Annotated in this window: 9 protein-coding genes and 2 pseudogenes; 2 read left to right on the top strand and 9 right to left on the bottom strand. The window is 44.2% G+C overall.

Annotated elements, in window-relative coordinates; all coding sequences use genetic code 11:
* Positions 1 to 19 precede the first annotated feature (19 nt).
* Positions 20 to 2,929: a salicylate synthase gene (locus Xhom_RS44130; RefSeq protein ID WP_335673759.1), complete on the top strand. Its 2,910-nt coding sequence runs from the start codon at positions 20 to 22 to the stop codon at positions 2,927 to 2,929.
* 99 nt (positions 2,930 to 3,028) lie between these two features.
* Here the strand turns inward: Xhom_RS44130 and Xhom_RS23035 are convergent, their stop codons facing one another.
* From Xhom_RS23035 to pntA, 3 genes are all read right to left on the bottom strand, one after another.
* Positions 3,029 to 5,686 (bottom strand): non-ribosomal peptide synthetase, encoded by a 2,658-nt coding sequence (locus Xhom_RS23035; RefSeq protein ID WP_069315703.1) that lies wholly within the window; start codon positions 5,684 to 5,686, stop codon positions 3,029 to 3,031.
* Positions 5,687 to 6,141: 455 nt separating this feature from the next.
* Complete coding sequence (gene pntB / locus Xhom_RS23030) at positions 6,142 to 7,530, bottom strand: Re/Si-specific NAD(P)(+) transhydrogenase subunit beta (protein WP_069315702.1); 1,389 nt, start codon at positions 7,528 to 7,530, stop codon at positions 6,142 to 6,144.
* A 10-nt stretch (positions 7,531 to 7,540) separates the two neighbouring features.
* A complete protein-coding gene (gene pntA, locus Xhom_RS23025) occupies positions 7,541 to 9,073 on the bottom strand; it encodes a Re/Si-specific NAD(P)(+) transhydrogenase subunit alpha (RefSeq protein WP_069315701.1) in 1,533 nt (510 codons plus the stop codon).
* Between the two features lie 1,049 nt (positions 9,074 to 10,122).
* Here pntA and Xhom_RS23020 point away from each other — a divergent pair.
* Positions 10,123 to 11,100 carry a tail fiber protein gene (locus Xhom_RS23020; protein ID WP_069315700.1) on the top strand — a complete coding sequence of 326 codons (978 nt, stop codon included), beginning with the start codon at positions 10,123 to 10,125 and terminating at the stop codon, positions 11,098 to 11,100.
* A gap of 25 nt (positions 11,101 to 11,125) precedes the next feature.
* On the opposite strand, the gene Xhom_RS41210 is transcribed toward Xhom_RS23020, so the two are convergent.
* The 6 genes and pseudogenes from Xhom_RS41210 to Xhom_RS22990 all read right to left on the bottom strand — a co-directional run.
* Positions 11,126 to 11,740 carry a tail fiber assembly protein gene (locus tag Xhom_RS41210; protein ID WP_069315699.1) on the bottom strand — a complete coding sequence of 205 codons (615 nt, stop codon included), beginning with the start codon at positions 11,738 to 11,740 and terminating at the stop codon, positions 11,126 to 11,128.
* Complete coding sequence (locus Xhom_RS23010) at positions 11,740 to 12,738, bottom strand: hypothetical protein (RefSeq protein ID WP_084023023.1); 999 nt, start codon at positions 12,736 to 12,738, stop codon at positions 11,740 to 11,742. Before Xhom_RS23010 ends, Xhom_RS41210 begins: the two co-directional genes overlap by 1 nt.
* A 51-nt stretch (positions 12,739 to 12,789) precedes the next feature.
* The gene (locus tag Xhom_RS23005; RefSeq protein WP_069315698.1) at positions 12,790 to 13,386 is read right to left on the bottom strand and encodes a YmfQ family protein; all 597 of its coding nucleotides are present in this window, start codon (positions 13,384 to 13,386) and stop codon (positions 12,790 to 12,792) included.
* Complete coding sequence (locus Xhom_RS23000; protein ID WP_069315697.1) at positions 13,383 to 14,519, bottom strand: baseplate J/gp47 family protein; 1,137 nt, start codon at positions 14,517 to 14,519, stop codon at positions 13,383 to 13,385. The genes Xhom_RS23005 and Xhom_RS23000 overlap by 4 nt, the downstream gene beginning before the upstream one ends.
* Positions 14,509 to 14,919, bottom strand: a pseudogene (locus Xhom_RS22995) (phage GP46 family protein). The gene Xhom_RS23000 and the pseudogene Xhom_RS22995 overlap by 11 nt, the downstream one beginning before the upstream one ends.
* Positions 14,883 to 15,255 (bottom strand): annotated as a pseudogene (locus tag Xhom_RS22990) (hypothetical protein); the annotation flags it as partial. The pseudogenes Xhom_RS22995 and Xhom_RS22990, both read right to left, overlap by 37 nt.

Raw genomic sequence — 15,255 nt, 5'->3', positions numbered from 1 at the left:
CCCAGAAAAAAATCTTACTATGACGCCAGACTATCATTGGAATGGCGAAACAATAGACCAACAGCTTGCAGGATGGTCGAGTATCTGGGGTGATAAAACAGCGCTGATTTATCAAGAGCAACAATTAACTTACCGTGAACTCCATCAAGCTGCGGAAAGGCTGGCAAGTGGATTATTCCAGCGGGGGATCCGTCGTGGTGACAACGTTATGGTGCAATTACCTAACCGGATCTCTTTTGTTGTTACCTGTTTTGCCCTATTCAGGCTAGGCGCTCATCCAGTGTTACTAATGCCGACACAACGGGCACATGATGTTCATGCACTTTGCCAGATTGCCCACCCAGTGGCATATATTATCCCTGATTGTATTCACGGTTTTGATTATCGGGAAATGGCACGGGAAGTAGCGGCATCTTGCCCTGATATGCAGCATGTTATCGTTGATGGGGAAGCGGAGGAATTTATTGCTTTATCCTCCATTGATGGTGAACCGCTTGATGTCTCTGGCCCATGTTACGGCGATATTGCCGTACTCCTGCTTTCCGGTGGAACGACAGGTACACCGAAATTAATTCCACGCACTCACGATGCCTATACTTATGATTTTGTACTCTCAGCTCGCCTGTGCTCAGTTAATACCGAAAGTGTTTATTTAGCGGTACTGCCTGTTGCACATAATTTCACCTTAGGCAGCCCCGGAATTCTGGGCACACTTTCTCAGGGAGGATGCGTACTCCTAAGTGATACCGCCAGTTGTGATGAAGCCATGCCATTGATAGAACAGCACAAGGTGACACATGTAGCGTTAGTCCCGGCACTTGCCCGACTCTGGGAGCAGGCCCGTGATTGGGAACAGAGCGACCTTTCATCCCTGCGCTGTTTACAAGTCGGTGGAGGCAGGCTCACACCGGAACTGGCAAAACAGGTCATGACACGCCTTGGGCCTTTGCAACAGGTATTTGGCACAGCGGAAGGATTGCTTTGCTATACCCGACTGGACGATCCCTATGAGGTCATTATTAACACCCAGGGGCGCCCATTATCAGAAGAAGATGAGATCAAAATTGTTGATGCCAATCTGCAACCTGTTGCATCCGGTGAGGTAGGCGAACTGATTACACGAGGCCCCTATACCATCGCAGGGTATTACCGGGCAGAGCAACATAATACTGTCGCTTTCACCATTGATGGTTTCTACCGTACAGGCGATCTGGTTCGTATGAGACCAGAAGGTAACCTAATCGTTGAGGGACGAATCAAAGAGCAGATCAACCGCAGTGGCGAAAAAATCTCGACACAAGAAGTTGAAACATTACTGCTGCAACATCCAGATATTGATGATGCAGTTGTCATCGCTGTTCCTGATGAACTCTTGGGTGAACGAATTTGTGCTTGCATATCAAAAAGTAGCAACCAACCGGAACCCACACAGATACAGACATTTTTACATCAGAAAGGCGTTCAGCGTCATAAAATCCCTGATCAATGGTTGTTTGTGGCGTATTGGCCATTAACCACAGTAGGAAAAATCGACAAACGTCAGTTAGTACAGATGGCACAAACAGAACACGGAAGCCCAATGCAACAATATCATGAACACACTATCGCTATTACCAGCACTCCATTAGATCTGGTCACCCACTTGCTCGCAGACAATGATGTACAACCTTGTACACTCTATGAAATCAAAGGGGAATGGTCATTAGGGATAGGCTGTGCAGCCACCATAAGCGCAGATGCATCTGGACAATTGATTGATTCAAAAGGAAATCATTATCCATACGATATCAATACATTAAGCCAGAAACTTGAGCAGGTACTCAACACGATTCCTATTAAAGACTGGCGTGCTTATGGCAGAACACTATTTGAGTTTTCCCATATGACATACGGGATACCATTAGATCCATCATTAGAACAGCAAAATGAAGCATTAATAAAAATCACTGTTCCACAGCATGAATTACGCATAACTCAAGGACAAGTTCTGATACGGACGCTGGAAGAAGACCAAATCCCAATATTGAGAGAAAAAGTCAGGCTAGCTGAGCAAGCAGGCACACCGGCTTTCCCATATACAAAAGAGCTGGAAATTATCAATACAACAAACGCTAGAAATAATTATCAAAACAGTGTTGCAAGTGCAGTCAAGGATATTACCGCAGGCCACTATCAAAAAGTGATCCTGTCACGCAAGGTTGAACTTGGTTCAAATGTTGATATAACACACAGTTACTGGCTAGGCCGTCAGGCTAACACCCCAGCCCGCTCTTTCTTCTTACGAGATGAAGAATTTTCTGCTTACGGTTTCAGCCCTGAAACCGTAGTTGAGGCAGATGGTTTCGGTTGGGTTAATAGCCAACCATTGGCAGGCACCAGAGCATTGACACATGACAAGGAGCAGGATCAACAGTTGCGGGCTGATTTACTTTCTGATCCGAAAGAAATCGCTGAGCACGCTGTATCTGCCAAACTCGCATTAGAAGAACTGGCCCCGATTTGTCAGGCAGACACGCTTTGCGTATCAGAATTTATGGCTATTCGTGAACGTGGTTCGGTACAACATTTGGCATCACGAGTAAAAGGATTGCTGCAAACGGACAAAAATCGTTGGGATGCTTTCATTGCCCTATTTCCGGCAGTTACCGCTTCAGGGATACCGAAAAAGCTTTCATTGGAAGCCATCTCTCGTTATGAAGGTGAACCGCGCCGGCTTTACAGTGGTTGTGTCATGTTGTTGGATAGCTCAGGCAAACTGGATGCCGCGCTGGTATTACGTTCTTTCTATCAACATAAAGGACGTAGTTGGCTTCAGGCTGGTGCGGGGCTGGTCAGAGATTCAAAACCAGAAAGAGAATGGCAGGAAACCTGTGAAAAACTTGAGTGCATTATGAAATACGTACGCCCTTATTCCGATAAAAAAGACTAAGAGTCTATTGGGATAAGTCGTAATAACACTTCTGGGAAAACCGAATTATTCGAGTTTTCCCAGGGTGATTAATTTTTTCGGATACTCCAAATAAAAACATCAGATAGGAGCTAAATTACTACAATAAATGTGCCCTATTTTTTTCTCTGGCGAAATTTCCAGCGCAGTTACCATTTCCTGTAATATCATTAAGAACATGTCACAAATTAATACAGGTTCAATCCCTCGCATCTCCTGTGCAATTTGCACATTAATCACAAAATCTTCCGCAAGATCATCAATGCTAATGTAAATCGGATAGTGTGTCCGCTCCGTAATTCCAGCATAATTGATTTCATTCGCAGGGACAGGATTTTCTGCCTGAAAAGGATGTGCCGGAATAGTGTTGTATAGTTCACTATGGTAGTAATTCAGTAATGAGTTAAATAATGATGTTGTTCCCGATGCTTGTATTGATTGTCGCGCCGATTCTAATTGTTGATCCAATAATGATGCCCACTCGTACTCCACCAATTTCATCAGGCTGCCTTGCGCATTCCAGAGACAGGTAAGCACAGACTGGCTATCCAAGTGCAATTGAAGTGGCAATATTTTGATAAACTGCCCCATTGCTTTTTCGACATCCTCACACATCAACCTACGCCCCAGTAACACGGTGCTAAATACAACGTCATTACATCCTGTCAGGCAAGCGATCACTTTTGCCCAAGACAAGTGAAATAAAGCGGCAGCCGTGACTCCGTGTATTCTAGATTGTTGCCGGATCTGATTACACAAATTCTCTGGTAATATCCGACGAACTTCCGCAACAGCCCCTTCTCCCCAATGCTTGCTTAAGTCAAATGAGGACGGAACAGATTTGTCATCCCGTAACAGGACTTTTTCCACTATGTCTGAGTCTTTCTCCGTTGGCTCACAAACTTGCAATTGCATTGCCAATTCAGACAATACTGGATTCTGGTACAGAATGTGTGCATCCGCCGTGAATCCACGACGACGTAAAGCTAACGCCATTTTTATGATTAGTAATGAATGACCACCCAGATTAAAGAAATGGGAATTTCTGCTGATGGTTTTAATACCTAATAATTCACGCCACACTTCAGCTAGCACCTGTTCAGCTCCCTCTTTCGCTGGGGCGAAATCCTGCTGTCTGAGTTTTCCTATGGAAATAACCGGAAAGACTTTGCGGTCAAGTTTTCCACTGGCAGATAAAGGGAAGCTATCGACGATGACAATGGCTGCGGGCCGCATGTAGTCGGGAGCCACAATTTTCATAAACTGCTGAATGCTCTCTTTGATGCTGCTCTGAGAATGGTGCAGGGAAGCTTGTTCCGAGGCAATGACAAAACTAACCAAACGCTTGTCTTCAGAACTCTCACCTTGCGCCAGTACTACCGCATCACGCACTGCGGGATGTTGCATCAACAAAGCTTCAACTTCTCCTGGTTCAACGCGGTATCCACGGATTTTGACCTGAAAATCCATCCGGCCAAAAAGTTCCAACAATCCATCTTCCCGCCATCTTGCTAAATCACCAGTACGGTACATTCGTGTGGGGGAATTTCCATTCACGGCAAGATAGACAAATTTGGCAGCCGTTTCTTCAGGACGTTGATGATAGCCATGCGCCAATTGTCGCCCTGCAATGCAAAGTTCTCCCGGTGTGTTATCCGTAATGGCACGATTATTGGCATCCAATAAATGGATTTCAACATTATGGATTGGCGAACCGATGGTAGGCAACACAGGCCAATTTTCCGCTTTTCCTTCCAAGGTATAAGCTGTCACAACATGTGCTTCTGATGGGCCATAATGGTTATGCAATCGGCAATGGGGTAATATATTGAAAAACTGCCTGATAGCGGTTGTAATCACTAATTGCTCCCCCGCGGTGATCACATCAATAAGGTTTTCCGGGTAACATTTCTGTGCAATAGCGGCCATTGCTAAACCATTCAGTGCGACATAGGGCAGAAATATTCGTTCAATCCGTTGCTCTGCAATAAAGGATATCAACGCCAATTGATCCAGCCGTAGGTGGTTGGAGATTAGTATCAATTCGCCACCACAGGATAAGGTGGAAAAGATTTCTTGAAACGAAATGTCAAAACTGAGTGGCGAAAGCTGCAAAGTTCTTTTACCAGAATAATCGCCTTGATTTTGGAGCTGCCAAACCAGCAAATTTACTAAAGCCTGATGAGGCATTTGTACGCCTTTGGGTTTTCCTGTCGAACCCGAGGTATAAATAAGATAAGCGAGATCTTGGGGGGAGCAATTAACACTTAGATTTTCTGCCTCACTATCGTTATTGTCATTTTCATTCCTAGAGGAAAAATCATGGTGAGCTAAATCAATACAGGTAATTGTCTCTGGAAGTGAGGAAATTATATCATCACGAGAAATAACCACCGACACATTGGAATCGTTCAGAATATAAGCTTGACGTTCGGTAGGATAGCTGAGATCAATCGGTACGTAAGTGACCCCTGCTTTCAATACACCAATAACCGCAACAACGGTATCAATACTACGTTCTAAGCAGATCCCTACTGAAGAAATTTTATCGCCATCATGATGATAACGATGAATGTGATGTGCTAATCTATTTGCCCTACGGTTTAACTCCCGATAAGACAGTAATTGCTCCCCAAATCGAACAGCGACAGAATCTGGTGTTTTCAACACCTGTCTCTCAAAAAACTCATGCACACAACAATCGGAAGAATGATTTTCTGTCAGAGAATCAGCAAGCATACTTATTTCCCTTTAATTTAATAAAATACTGGACAATAGAACCCCATTAACCGGATAAAACATGTCAGACTTGAGGGAGCAATAAATATTTGAGAAATGGCTTATGGGATAATTGGTTAGTTTTGAAAGTTCTTAATTAAGAATACATTAGTAATATTTACACCGTATTTAAATAACAAAAAATAATATTTCATAACATTGCTCTCATCTATGAGGCCTAACTTATTCATTATTTATAATGAGTTAGAGACTATCCTATTAGGATCTAACTCATAAAATTGACAAATATTTTCTTTCTCTGACTAAATAGGCTGATATTTAATAGCTGATTATAATATTCAGCCAACTTGTCAACGGCTTATTCATGTTTGGTAGTTTGTTAGATTTGAGAGGAAGTAAAAAAGAGCTCCATGTTTTAACACGAAGCTCTTGATATAAAGTCTGTTTTATGGCTGCTATAAAGCCCGAAGAATTGCTTCAACACTCGCTTTAGCATCACCAAATAACATCTGTGTATTCTCTTTAAAGAAGACTGGATTTTGTACTCCGGCATATCCTGTATTCATAGAACGTTTAAACACTATGACATTTTGTGCTTTCCAGACTTCCAAAACTGGCATTCCTGCAATCGGACTGGAAGGATCGTCCTGAGCTGCAGGGTTAACTGTGTCATTAGCTCCGATAACCAAAACTGTGTCTGTTTCAGCAAAGTCATCATTAATCTCATCCATTTCCAAGACAATGTCATAAGGAACTTTAGCTTCAGCAAGTAAAACGTTCATGTGACCAGGCAAACGTCCCGCAACCGGATGGATACCAAAACGAACATTAATCCCCTTCTCGCGTAATTTTGCCGTGATGTCATGAACCGGATATTGTGCTTGGGCGACGGCCATGCCATATCCAGGAGTAATAATCACTGAAGTTGAGTTTTTTAGCAGTTCAGCAACGTCTTCTGCTGTTGTTTCACGGTATTCTCCCATCTCTTGTTCATCAGTTACTGAAGAACCATCTGTACCAAAACCGCCAGCGATTACGCTAATGAAAGAACGGTTCATCGCTTTGCACATGATGTAAGAAAGAATTGCACCTGAAGAGCCCACTAAAGCACCAGTAACAATCAGTAAGTCATTGTCCAGCATGAAGCCTGCTGCCGCTGCCGCCCAACCTGAATATGAGTTCAGCATGGAAATAACCACTGGCATATCCGCACCACCAATAGATGCAACTAAGTGCCAGCCAAAAGCAAGTGCAATGATTGTCATTGCTAGCAAAGTGAAAATTTGTAAACCAGTACTTTCTGCTTTTATAAAGGTGACCATCAGAACAAAGGAAACAATTAAAGCAACCAGATTGAGTTTATGGCGATGTGGCAACATCAATGGTTTGGAGGAGAGTATCCCTCGCAATTTACCAAATGCCACAGCAGAACCTGTAAATGTCACAGCACCAATGAATATCCCGAGGAAAACTTCTGTCAGATAAATATGATGCATAATAATATTGACGAAAATGTCATGGCTGATAAAGCTATTGAAACCCACCAAGACCGCCGCTAAGCCAACAAAACTATGCAATATAGCGACCAGCTCCGGCATCTCCGTCATTTCCACTTTTTTAGCAAGACGAATACCAATAACAGCGCCGATGACCATTGCCAAAATAATCCAGCCAACGTTACCGGCATCAGGTCCCAGAATTGTGGCAATCAACGCAATTGCCATACCTACGATACCAAAAATATTACCCCGTTTGGAGCTTTCATGGCGGGAAAGTCCAGCAAGGCTGAAAATGAAGAAAATAGCGGCAACAATATATGCAGCTGTAACCATTCCGTTCGACATAAGCTACCCCTTATCCTTTACGAAACATTTTCAGCATTCGATGTGTGACAGTAAAGCCACCAAAGATATTGATGCTGGCAATTAATACTGCAATGAATGAGAAGAAACTCACCCATCCTCCTTCACCAAGTTGTAATACTGCGCCAACGATAATAATCCCGGAAATAGCGTTGGTGACAGACATAAGTGGTGTATGCAATGAATGAGTAACATTCCAAACAACGTAGTAACCTACAACACAAGACAGAACAAAGACGGTAAAATGGGATAAAAACTCTTTCGGAGCGACACGCGCTAGACAGCCATATAGAATTATTGCTAATGCGAATAACCCATATTTCAGCCACGGAGATTGCGATTTTTCTGCTGGCTTATTGTCTTTTTTCTCCGATTCAGGTTTAGCTATCGGTTGAGCAGAAACCTGGATTGGTGGCGCGGGCCATGTAATTTCTCCGTTTTTAATAACAGTGACACCACGTACAACGACATCATCAAAATTAATGGTGATTTCACCATTTTTCTCTTTACATAGTAATTTCAGAAAATTGACCAGATTTGTTCCATAGAGTTGCGATGATTGAGTAGGTAGTCGGCTAGGCAAATCGGTGTAACCGATAACTTTGACTCCATTTGGTGTCACAACAAGTTTATCGGCCTCGGTGTATTCGCAATTACCCCCATTTTGGGCAGCCAGGTCAACAATTACGCTACCCGACTTCATGGTATCAACCATTTCTTTAGTGATAAGGCATGGCGCAGGTTTACCTGGAATCAATGCAGTTGTGACGATAATATCGACTTCTTTTGCTTGTGCAGCAAACAATTCCATCTCTGCTTTGATAAAAGCTTCCGACATCACTTTTGCATAACCATCACCACTACCAGCATCTTCTTTGAAATTTAATTCCAGAAATTCGGCCCCCATACTTTGCACTTGTTCTTTCACTTCTGGGCGTGTATCAAAAGCACGGACAATGGCACCAAGGCTACCCGCAGCCCCAATCGCTGCTAACCCTGCAACCCCTGCTCCGATGATCATGACCTTAGCTGGTGGTACTTTACCTGCGGCTGTAATTTGTCCTGTGAAAAAACGTCCGAATTCATGGGCTGCTTCAATAATGGCTCGGTAGCCTGCAATGTTTGCCATAGAACTGAGCGCATCGAGAGATTGGGCACGGGAAATTCGTGGTACTGAATCCATTGCCATAACCGTTATCTTACGCTCTGACAACTTTGCCAGTAATTCTGGGTTTTGCGCTGGCCAGATAAAACTAACTAGCGTAGCACCTTCTTTCATCAAGGCTATTTCATTGTCTTTAGGGGCATTAACTTTAAGAATGATATCTGCTTGCCAAACTTGATGATGCTCTACAATATCAGCTCCTGCTTTTTGATAAGCAACATCGCCAAAGCTGGCAAGTTGCCCTGCTTCTGTCTCAACTGTGATGTGGAATCCTAATTTACACAATTGCTCCACGGTTGATGGAGTGGCAGCAACGCGAGCTTCATTGAGAAGGCGCTCTTTTGGTACACCAATATGCATAATGTTTCCTTCTTTGAAGATGAGATATTGCCGATTATTACTTGTTGAAATCTATTTAACGATTAGATTGCGTTTATTACTACCATCAGTAAAACCTATCAATAAAATGAAAAATAGTAACATCATGAAAATAGTATTAATGAATTGTCATCATTGCGTAAGAAAACATATTGTCAGAGAAACAAAATGACCTTTCAATGTAAACGATACTTCAGTTTGTATAAATCACTACATTTATTAAAATTCTTGGTTCTATATACCAAAAACTAATAATCGTTTATTTGCAAAGCATAATTTCGTGCGACAATTGGCATTAAATGTAATACTCATGACAAAAAATAATAAATAAATAAAAACAATGAATTACATTTAATTTTTCATATAAAATAAAATATATGTACGCAACCATGTACACGCTAAAAGCGTACATAATGTGGTACATAAAAATTGATTTTATACTTATTAGATAAGAAAAATTGGGAGCGGTTTCAAGGTGAGAATAAAAAGGAAAGATAATCATCAAAGGGCTGCTTTCTGCCCTTTAACATGTGGGGATCACTACAGGGAGGGCTTGAATCTAAGCTGTCATATTAAAGGTACTGGGCAAAAATAATAAATTAACTTACTTTCAGTGTATTACTGGAAAAAGAAACTTCCCTCCTGTTTTTAGCTCTCTATTTTTTTAACGCTTCTCCATGAATTACCACCTTAACGAGCCTTCAAATTCCATTTATATAACATATTGATTTTATTAATTTTATACATAAAGCCAGAAATTAAGAAAACTAAGAGGTTAAATACAGGAAATCTCGCTTTTATCATGCTAAATTTTATCAGTAGAGGAATAGATTTTATTAATTCCCCACCTGTCATTTTATGTCATCCTGCCATCAAAATATGCCACTCACCCATTACAGTTAATCAAGCCGTACTCTCCAATATTGATGAACCGATTTTATTGATGTTCACTGGCGGAGCAGTATCCCACCGCCTTCATGTTATTTAGCAATCTTAGCAATCTGTATTGTTGATGAACTGAGGGAATAAATATGCAAGATAAAAAACCTGAATCAAAAGCATTAGAAGACAACGTTGTAGTTGTGCCAACTCGTGAATATGTTAAAAGCGCGATAGAAGAACATGCCCAGAGCCGCAACCATCCAGATGCAACATTGCAAGATAAAGGATTTGTTGTCCTGAGTAATGATGTCGGTAGTGATAGCGAAACTATGGCGGCAACACCAAAAGCAGTGAAGGCTGCACATGATTTGGCGAATGCCGCGAACAATAATGCCAATGCCCGCGTTCCAGTCGGACGTAAAGTTAATGGCAAGGCACTGTCTGCTGATATTAGCCTTAGTGCGGGGGATGTTGGAGCCTACACTAAAACAGAGACTGATTCTAATATCAGCGAAGTTAAAGCATTGGCAATCACCGCAAATCAGAATGCTGTCAATGCAAATACTAACGCCGAAAGTAGGTTAGCTAAAAATCAAAATGGAGCGGATATTTCTGATAAGGATACGTTTGTAAGCAATCTTGGTTTAGAGAAAACCGTAGAATTGGCAAAAAATTCCATTCAAGGTAAGCAATATATCTATGACCTAACGGTTCAAAAAGCAGCTTGGGTAAAAATTGCTGAGGTGACGATGGCCTCTCCAAGCACCATTAATATTAATCTAATTGGTGGTTCTGGATACAATGTTGGTCATTTTGAGCAATGCACTATCGCCAATATAGTCTTAAGAACAGGGAATAACTATCCTCACGGAATCAATGCGGTGATGTACACAATCAATAGCAGTGCACCTACTGATTTGGCAACTATCAATACATCCGGTGATAACTATGATATCTACATATCAATAGGGCCTTTTGCCCAAGGGATCATTTTAAATGCTTTTGCGTCAGGTTATGCAACGATCCATAACCTATCAAATATGGCGAATTTTCCAGAAGCTCCCAAAGGGGTGGTTAAAGGGAAAGTTTATGCTTATGCATTAACTGACATAACCCCAGCGAAATAAAATCAGGGGCACTCAGCCCCTATTATCACTTCGGCTGTTCCGGCCATGCGATATCCGGTGCAGTAGTGCAATCCACCCGGTTGAGCAGCACCCGGTATTTCTTCCATGCAAGCAAAGCGGCTTTCTCGGCATCGGTAGCGATACCTAAATCAACCGCGTCCTGCCAGATATCAATTTTCTCTCTGGCTGTCCACAGGAATTGCCGTTTTTGTTGTTCGGCATCCTGAACCCGTAACTGCTGTACTTTCTGAACATCGGTTACCCACTGTTTACCGTCCCAGTTATCGAACGGGGTCTGTGGGGCTAAAAAGGTGAGTCCGACGGCTATGTCACCAATTTCAGTGATTTCTACCGGTTGACGGGTTTGGGTGCGATACGCCATTTTACCGCAGTAATCAGGGACATATTCCCAGGATTTATCGTCAACGGTTCGGAAAATTGTCATATCCGGTAACGGAGGTAAAGTCGGTTCATCCAGATATGCCCCCGCAGACAAACTGAGTCCTTCCGACGTACGCTCCACTCTTGCACCGACGTATTCCCGGGTTACCGTGTTGGCACGGTAAACCTGCGCCCAGCCATAAGACAAGGCAAAACCCTTTTCATCAAATTGTACGGGGGGTATTGTGGGTTGGTTCATTATCTCCCCCTGATTAAAAATATCACGGCCACGTTTTTCATGCGGTTTTCAGTTGCGGTCGGGACGACATGCGATGCCCGAAATTCCCTGTCCTCATAGGTATAGGCATTGGGACGGTCTGATTCACCATAAACCGCAATTTTGCCGCCCGTGCCGCTCGTTGAAAACGCCCCGGTGGTATTGTCGTAAATCCCATCTGTTTTACGGCTGCCGGTCCTAATCACTCCGGTGATATCCCGGATAGCATCTTCCTGAAACGAGCCTAATTGCCTGCCACTGCCCGAATCTACCCCGCGATCATTATCCCAGCCACGAGGCACGTAACCCCGCCAGTCGGGTAATCGTCCGGACGGGTAGTGTTTGAGTAATTCAGGGTATTTTTCGCGGTCAATCCATCCCCCTGCCATTGACAGGAAATTATCGGGATAGGACACCGGACTGCACCACATCAAGATGCCCCCGATAGGCACAGCTAATAATTCAGCATCCACTTTCCTGATACGTTCACTTATTAATTGTGAAGTAATATACTGACTCATCACCTCATCCTGAGATATCCCGGAGTGTTGAGTAATGGCGGATTTCGGTATGGCACTGACGGCAAGGTCTACCGTATCGGTCAGCCCCAGATTGTAAACAAAACGCTGTTTATTCTCGATATCCGCCCCGTTCTGGTTCTTTGCTAATCGGGCGTTGGCGTTGTCATTAACCTGATTAGTTAATTTTTGACTGGCAGCTAATTCACTCGATTTCCCTAAACTATCTGTCAGGGTCATTTTACTCTTGGCTATTAATTGAGATATTGCCTCTGATAATTGAGCATCATTATTTTTATTTAACTCGATCCCCGCTTTGGATATTACGTTTATCATTTCTCGCTGGATTGTATTAAACCACGCAGCATCTAATAGTGTTGGTGTTACACCCGCAGCGACATTGCCGTTTGTATACTCACCATTGCCATCAGCGGTATTTGTAATATCACCGATTTTTTGCATAAATAATCCTCACTCAATGAAAGTGATAATAAAATTAAAATTAATGACTGATTACGGGTTATAACCGAATTGCAGAATAGTGTGAGACGGACTGATTTTCTGAAATGGGCATTCCAGTTTTTTATTTCCCCATGACCGCAACGGGTCACCACAATAACTTCCGCCCGCCACCGCGTAATTAATGGTGGCTGTCGGGGAATTAATCCGCCAGACAAAGGGCCAGTCCTCCCCGTTCAGGGCATCACCACACACAGACAGACCCGCTCTGGCCTGCCTGAATTCCGTAATGGTAATTTTAAACCCGAGTTCAGTCGCCAAACTGATAAAATAGGACTTTGACTGGCCCCCTGTTCGTAATAATTTAGATACCACCGATTTTTGCCGTAATGAAATACTGTCAATTTCCCCCATGGCACACTCATCAGGTAATCCCAGTGATTTTTCCCATTCTGATAACATAATGGTGGCGGTTGCCGGGAAACTGCCCTCCAGCAACAAATGCGCATCCTGATCACTGCGGTGATAACTGTGCGCGATAGCCCTCATGGTGGCACTCATCACTGAATGGAGATTTCGCGTCCAGGCCATACCCGTTGGCAGTAATCCGTTGAGTGCTGAGGTGTATTCACTGACGCTGTATTGTTTCATGTGTATTTGACCTCACCCCGCACAGGCAAATGCCCGACAGACAACTCCATATTTTTTGTCGGTGACGTGATAACAAAACCGGCCGTGCCCGGCACATCCGCAATCGCATACTGCAGATCGGATATCAATATTTTCCCCGTTCCGTCCGGGTTTCCGCTCTCAAACAACACCGTATCAATCGCGGTGGCGATGCGGTTGGTGATGTCAGTGCCCACCTGAGCGAGGCCGTTAATCGTGAAATCAACGGGTCGTTTTATCGGCGACAATACCCAGATTAGTGCTGTCACCGGCCGTAACGGGTAAATATAATCAGCAACACGCAACTGATCCCCGGAGGCATGAACAGCATAGGGTTCATGTGATGAGACACCGTCGGTACCCATGGGGAAACCGTCACGCCCATTATTGTCACACATAATATACACGCCCACCGTGCCCGCCCCTGCTGCTCGGGGTTTGACCCAGACACGGGTAACCCCGGGGACGGCGAGTGCCCACTGTTTATAGTCATCATCCGACCCCCCTTGAGGTGATCCCTGATAGGCCAACAGCATTCTGGAACGAAAATCGGCCTCACTCTCGATATTTGCGCCGCCCGCTATCGGTGAAATTGCCGTGCCCTCAACATCCACCCCGGCCCTACTCTGGTCCAGCATTAAGACCGTACCGGCAGGCGCATTACCCGCCGCACCCCCGCCTGAATTATCGTCGGTAACATCGGGCAATAGCGCGATGAGAACAGCCTGTCCCTGCCCATGATGAATCCGGGTTTCATTGACCGTTTTATACTGGTAACCATCGCCCCGGTTGAGTATCGTACCGGCAGGAATAATCAGCCCGTCCGCCCCGGTAAATTGATAGTCCTCACAACGTGCTGCCGTCGCCGGTTTTTGGAATATCTTTTTCAATGCGGCCCAACCTGACAACCATTCATCGGTTGCAGTGAATGGCGTGGTTTGTTTCGCGATATAATTCAAATAGCCATAATGCAGATGTGCCATCCCCGCATCCATATCGGCCAATACCCCCATATTGGAAAACCGTAATAATGGACCTGTTTCCTGTAATTCTGACTGCAAATAACTGCGGTTTTGCTCCCGGAGTTCCGTCAGCGTTTTTCGTTTAAACGGCATTGTCCCTCTCCCATACCCAGAAAAACCGAACGCCCTCATCATCACGGCCGGGACGCTGGTAACGAATTATCATATTCAGACGATTTGGCCAGACAATCTGAGTCCGAATATCGATGGACTCCGCAACACCATCATCCAACATCTATTGCAGCGCCTCACGCGCGTAATCCTCCGCCGCCAGTGCGACGGCAGTGGTGAGCTTCTGTCGATGCAGCAACCATAAACGGGAACCTATCGGATAATCAGCGCCGTTATCGCCCCACCATCCCCGGCGATCAGTGCCGTCAATGTCATCATCCGCCCGCGCCTGCCGGTCAGTAAACAAACTGATAATAATCGCGGTTTGCAGGTCGTTACCGGTGACTAAATCACCGTGGCCAACCAGCCAATCGGCATGGATATTTTTGACATCCCACGCTGAGGTACCGTCGCTCCTGTCGTTTGGCTGGTCACGGTCGAATCCCCTGACCTCACGCCCGGCACCGGATGAGTATGTTCGTTATAGGTATCACGGAGCTGTTTCATGGTAGTTTTGTTGCTGTTACAGTTATCAATAACATCGCCCTTGACCTCTAATACCGGCGTATTCAGCAACACCTTTGTTGATGCATTAACGGTCGCTTCAGATGCGTTATTGACCGTGACCGGTTGCCCCTGTGCCTCGACGGTGATCCCCGATTCGGTCAGCAGGATATGCAGTCCCCACTGGTTATACACCACCACTTCACCGGGATTT

The sequence above is a fragment of the Xenorhabdus hominickii genome, assembly GCF_002632725.1.
Classification (GTDB): Bacteria; Pseudomonadota; Gammaproteobacteria; order Enterobacterales; family Enterobacteriaceae; genus Xenorhabdus; species Xenorhabdus hominickii.
The sequence above is the reverse complement of the archived record's forward strand: the minus strand, read 5'-3'. Positions and strand labels throughout refer to the sequence as shown.

Bases quoted from the DNA above. Each gene is read 5' to 3' on its own strand.
- Xhom_RS44130 (WP_335673759.1), top strand. From the start codon at position 20: ATGACGCCAGACTATCATTGGAATGGCGAAACAATAGACCAACAGCTT.
- Xhom_RS23035 (WP_069315703.1), bottom strand. From the start codon at position 5,686: ATGCTTGCTGATTCTCTGACAGAAAATCATTCTTCCGATTGTTGTGTG.
- pntB (WP_069315702.1), bottom strand. From the start codon at position 7,530: ATGTCGAACGGAATGGTTACAGCTGCATATATTGTTGCCGCTATTTTC.
- pntA (WP_069315701.1), bottom strand. From the start codon at position 9,073: ATGCATATTGGTGTACCAAAAGAGCGCCTTCTCAATGAAGCTCGCGTT.
- Xhom_RS23020 (WP_069315700.1), top strand. From the start codon at position 10,123: ATGCAAGATAAAAAACCTGAATCAAAAGCATTAGAAGACAACGTTGTA.
- Xhom_RS41210 (WP_069315699.1), bottom strand. From the start codon at position 11,740: ATGAACCAACCCACAATACCCCCCGTACAATTTGATGAAAAGGGTTTT.
- Xhom_RS23010 (WP_084023023.1), bottom strand. From the start codon at position 12,738: ATGCAAAAAATCGGTGATATTACAAATACCGCTGATGGCAATGGTGAG.
- Xhom_RS23005 (WP_069315698.1), bottom strand. From the start codon at position 13,386: ATGAAACAATACAGCGTCAGTGAATACACCTCAGCACTCAACGGATTA.
- Xhom_RS23000 (WP_069315697.1), bottom strand. From the start codon at position 14,519: ATGCCGTTTAAACGAAAAACGCTGACGGAACTCCGGGAGCAAAACCGC.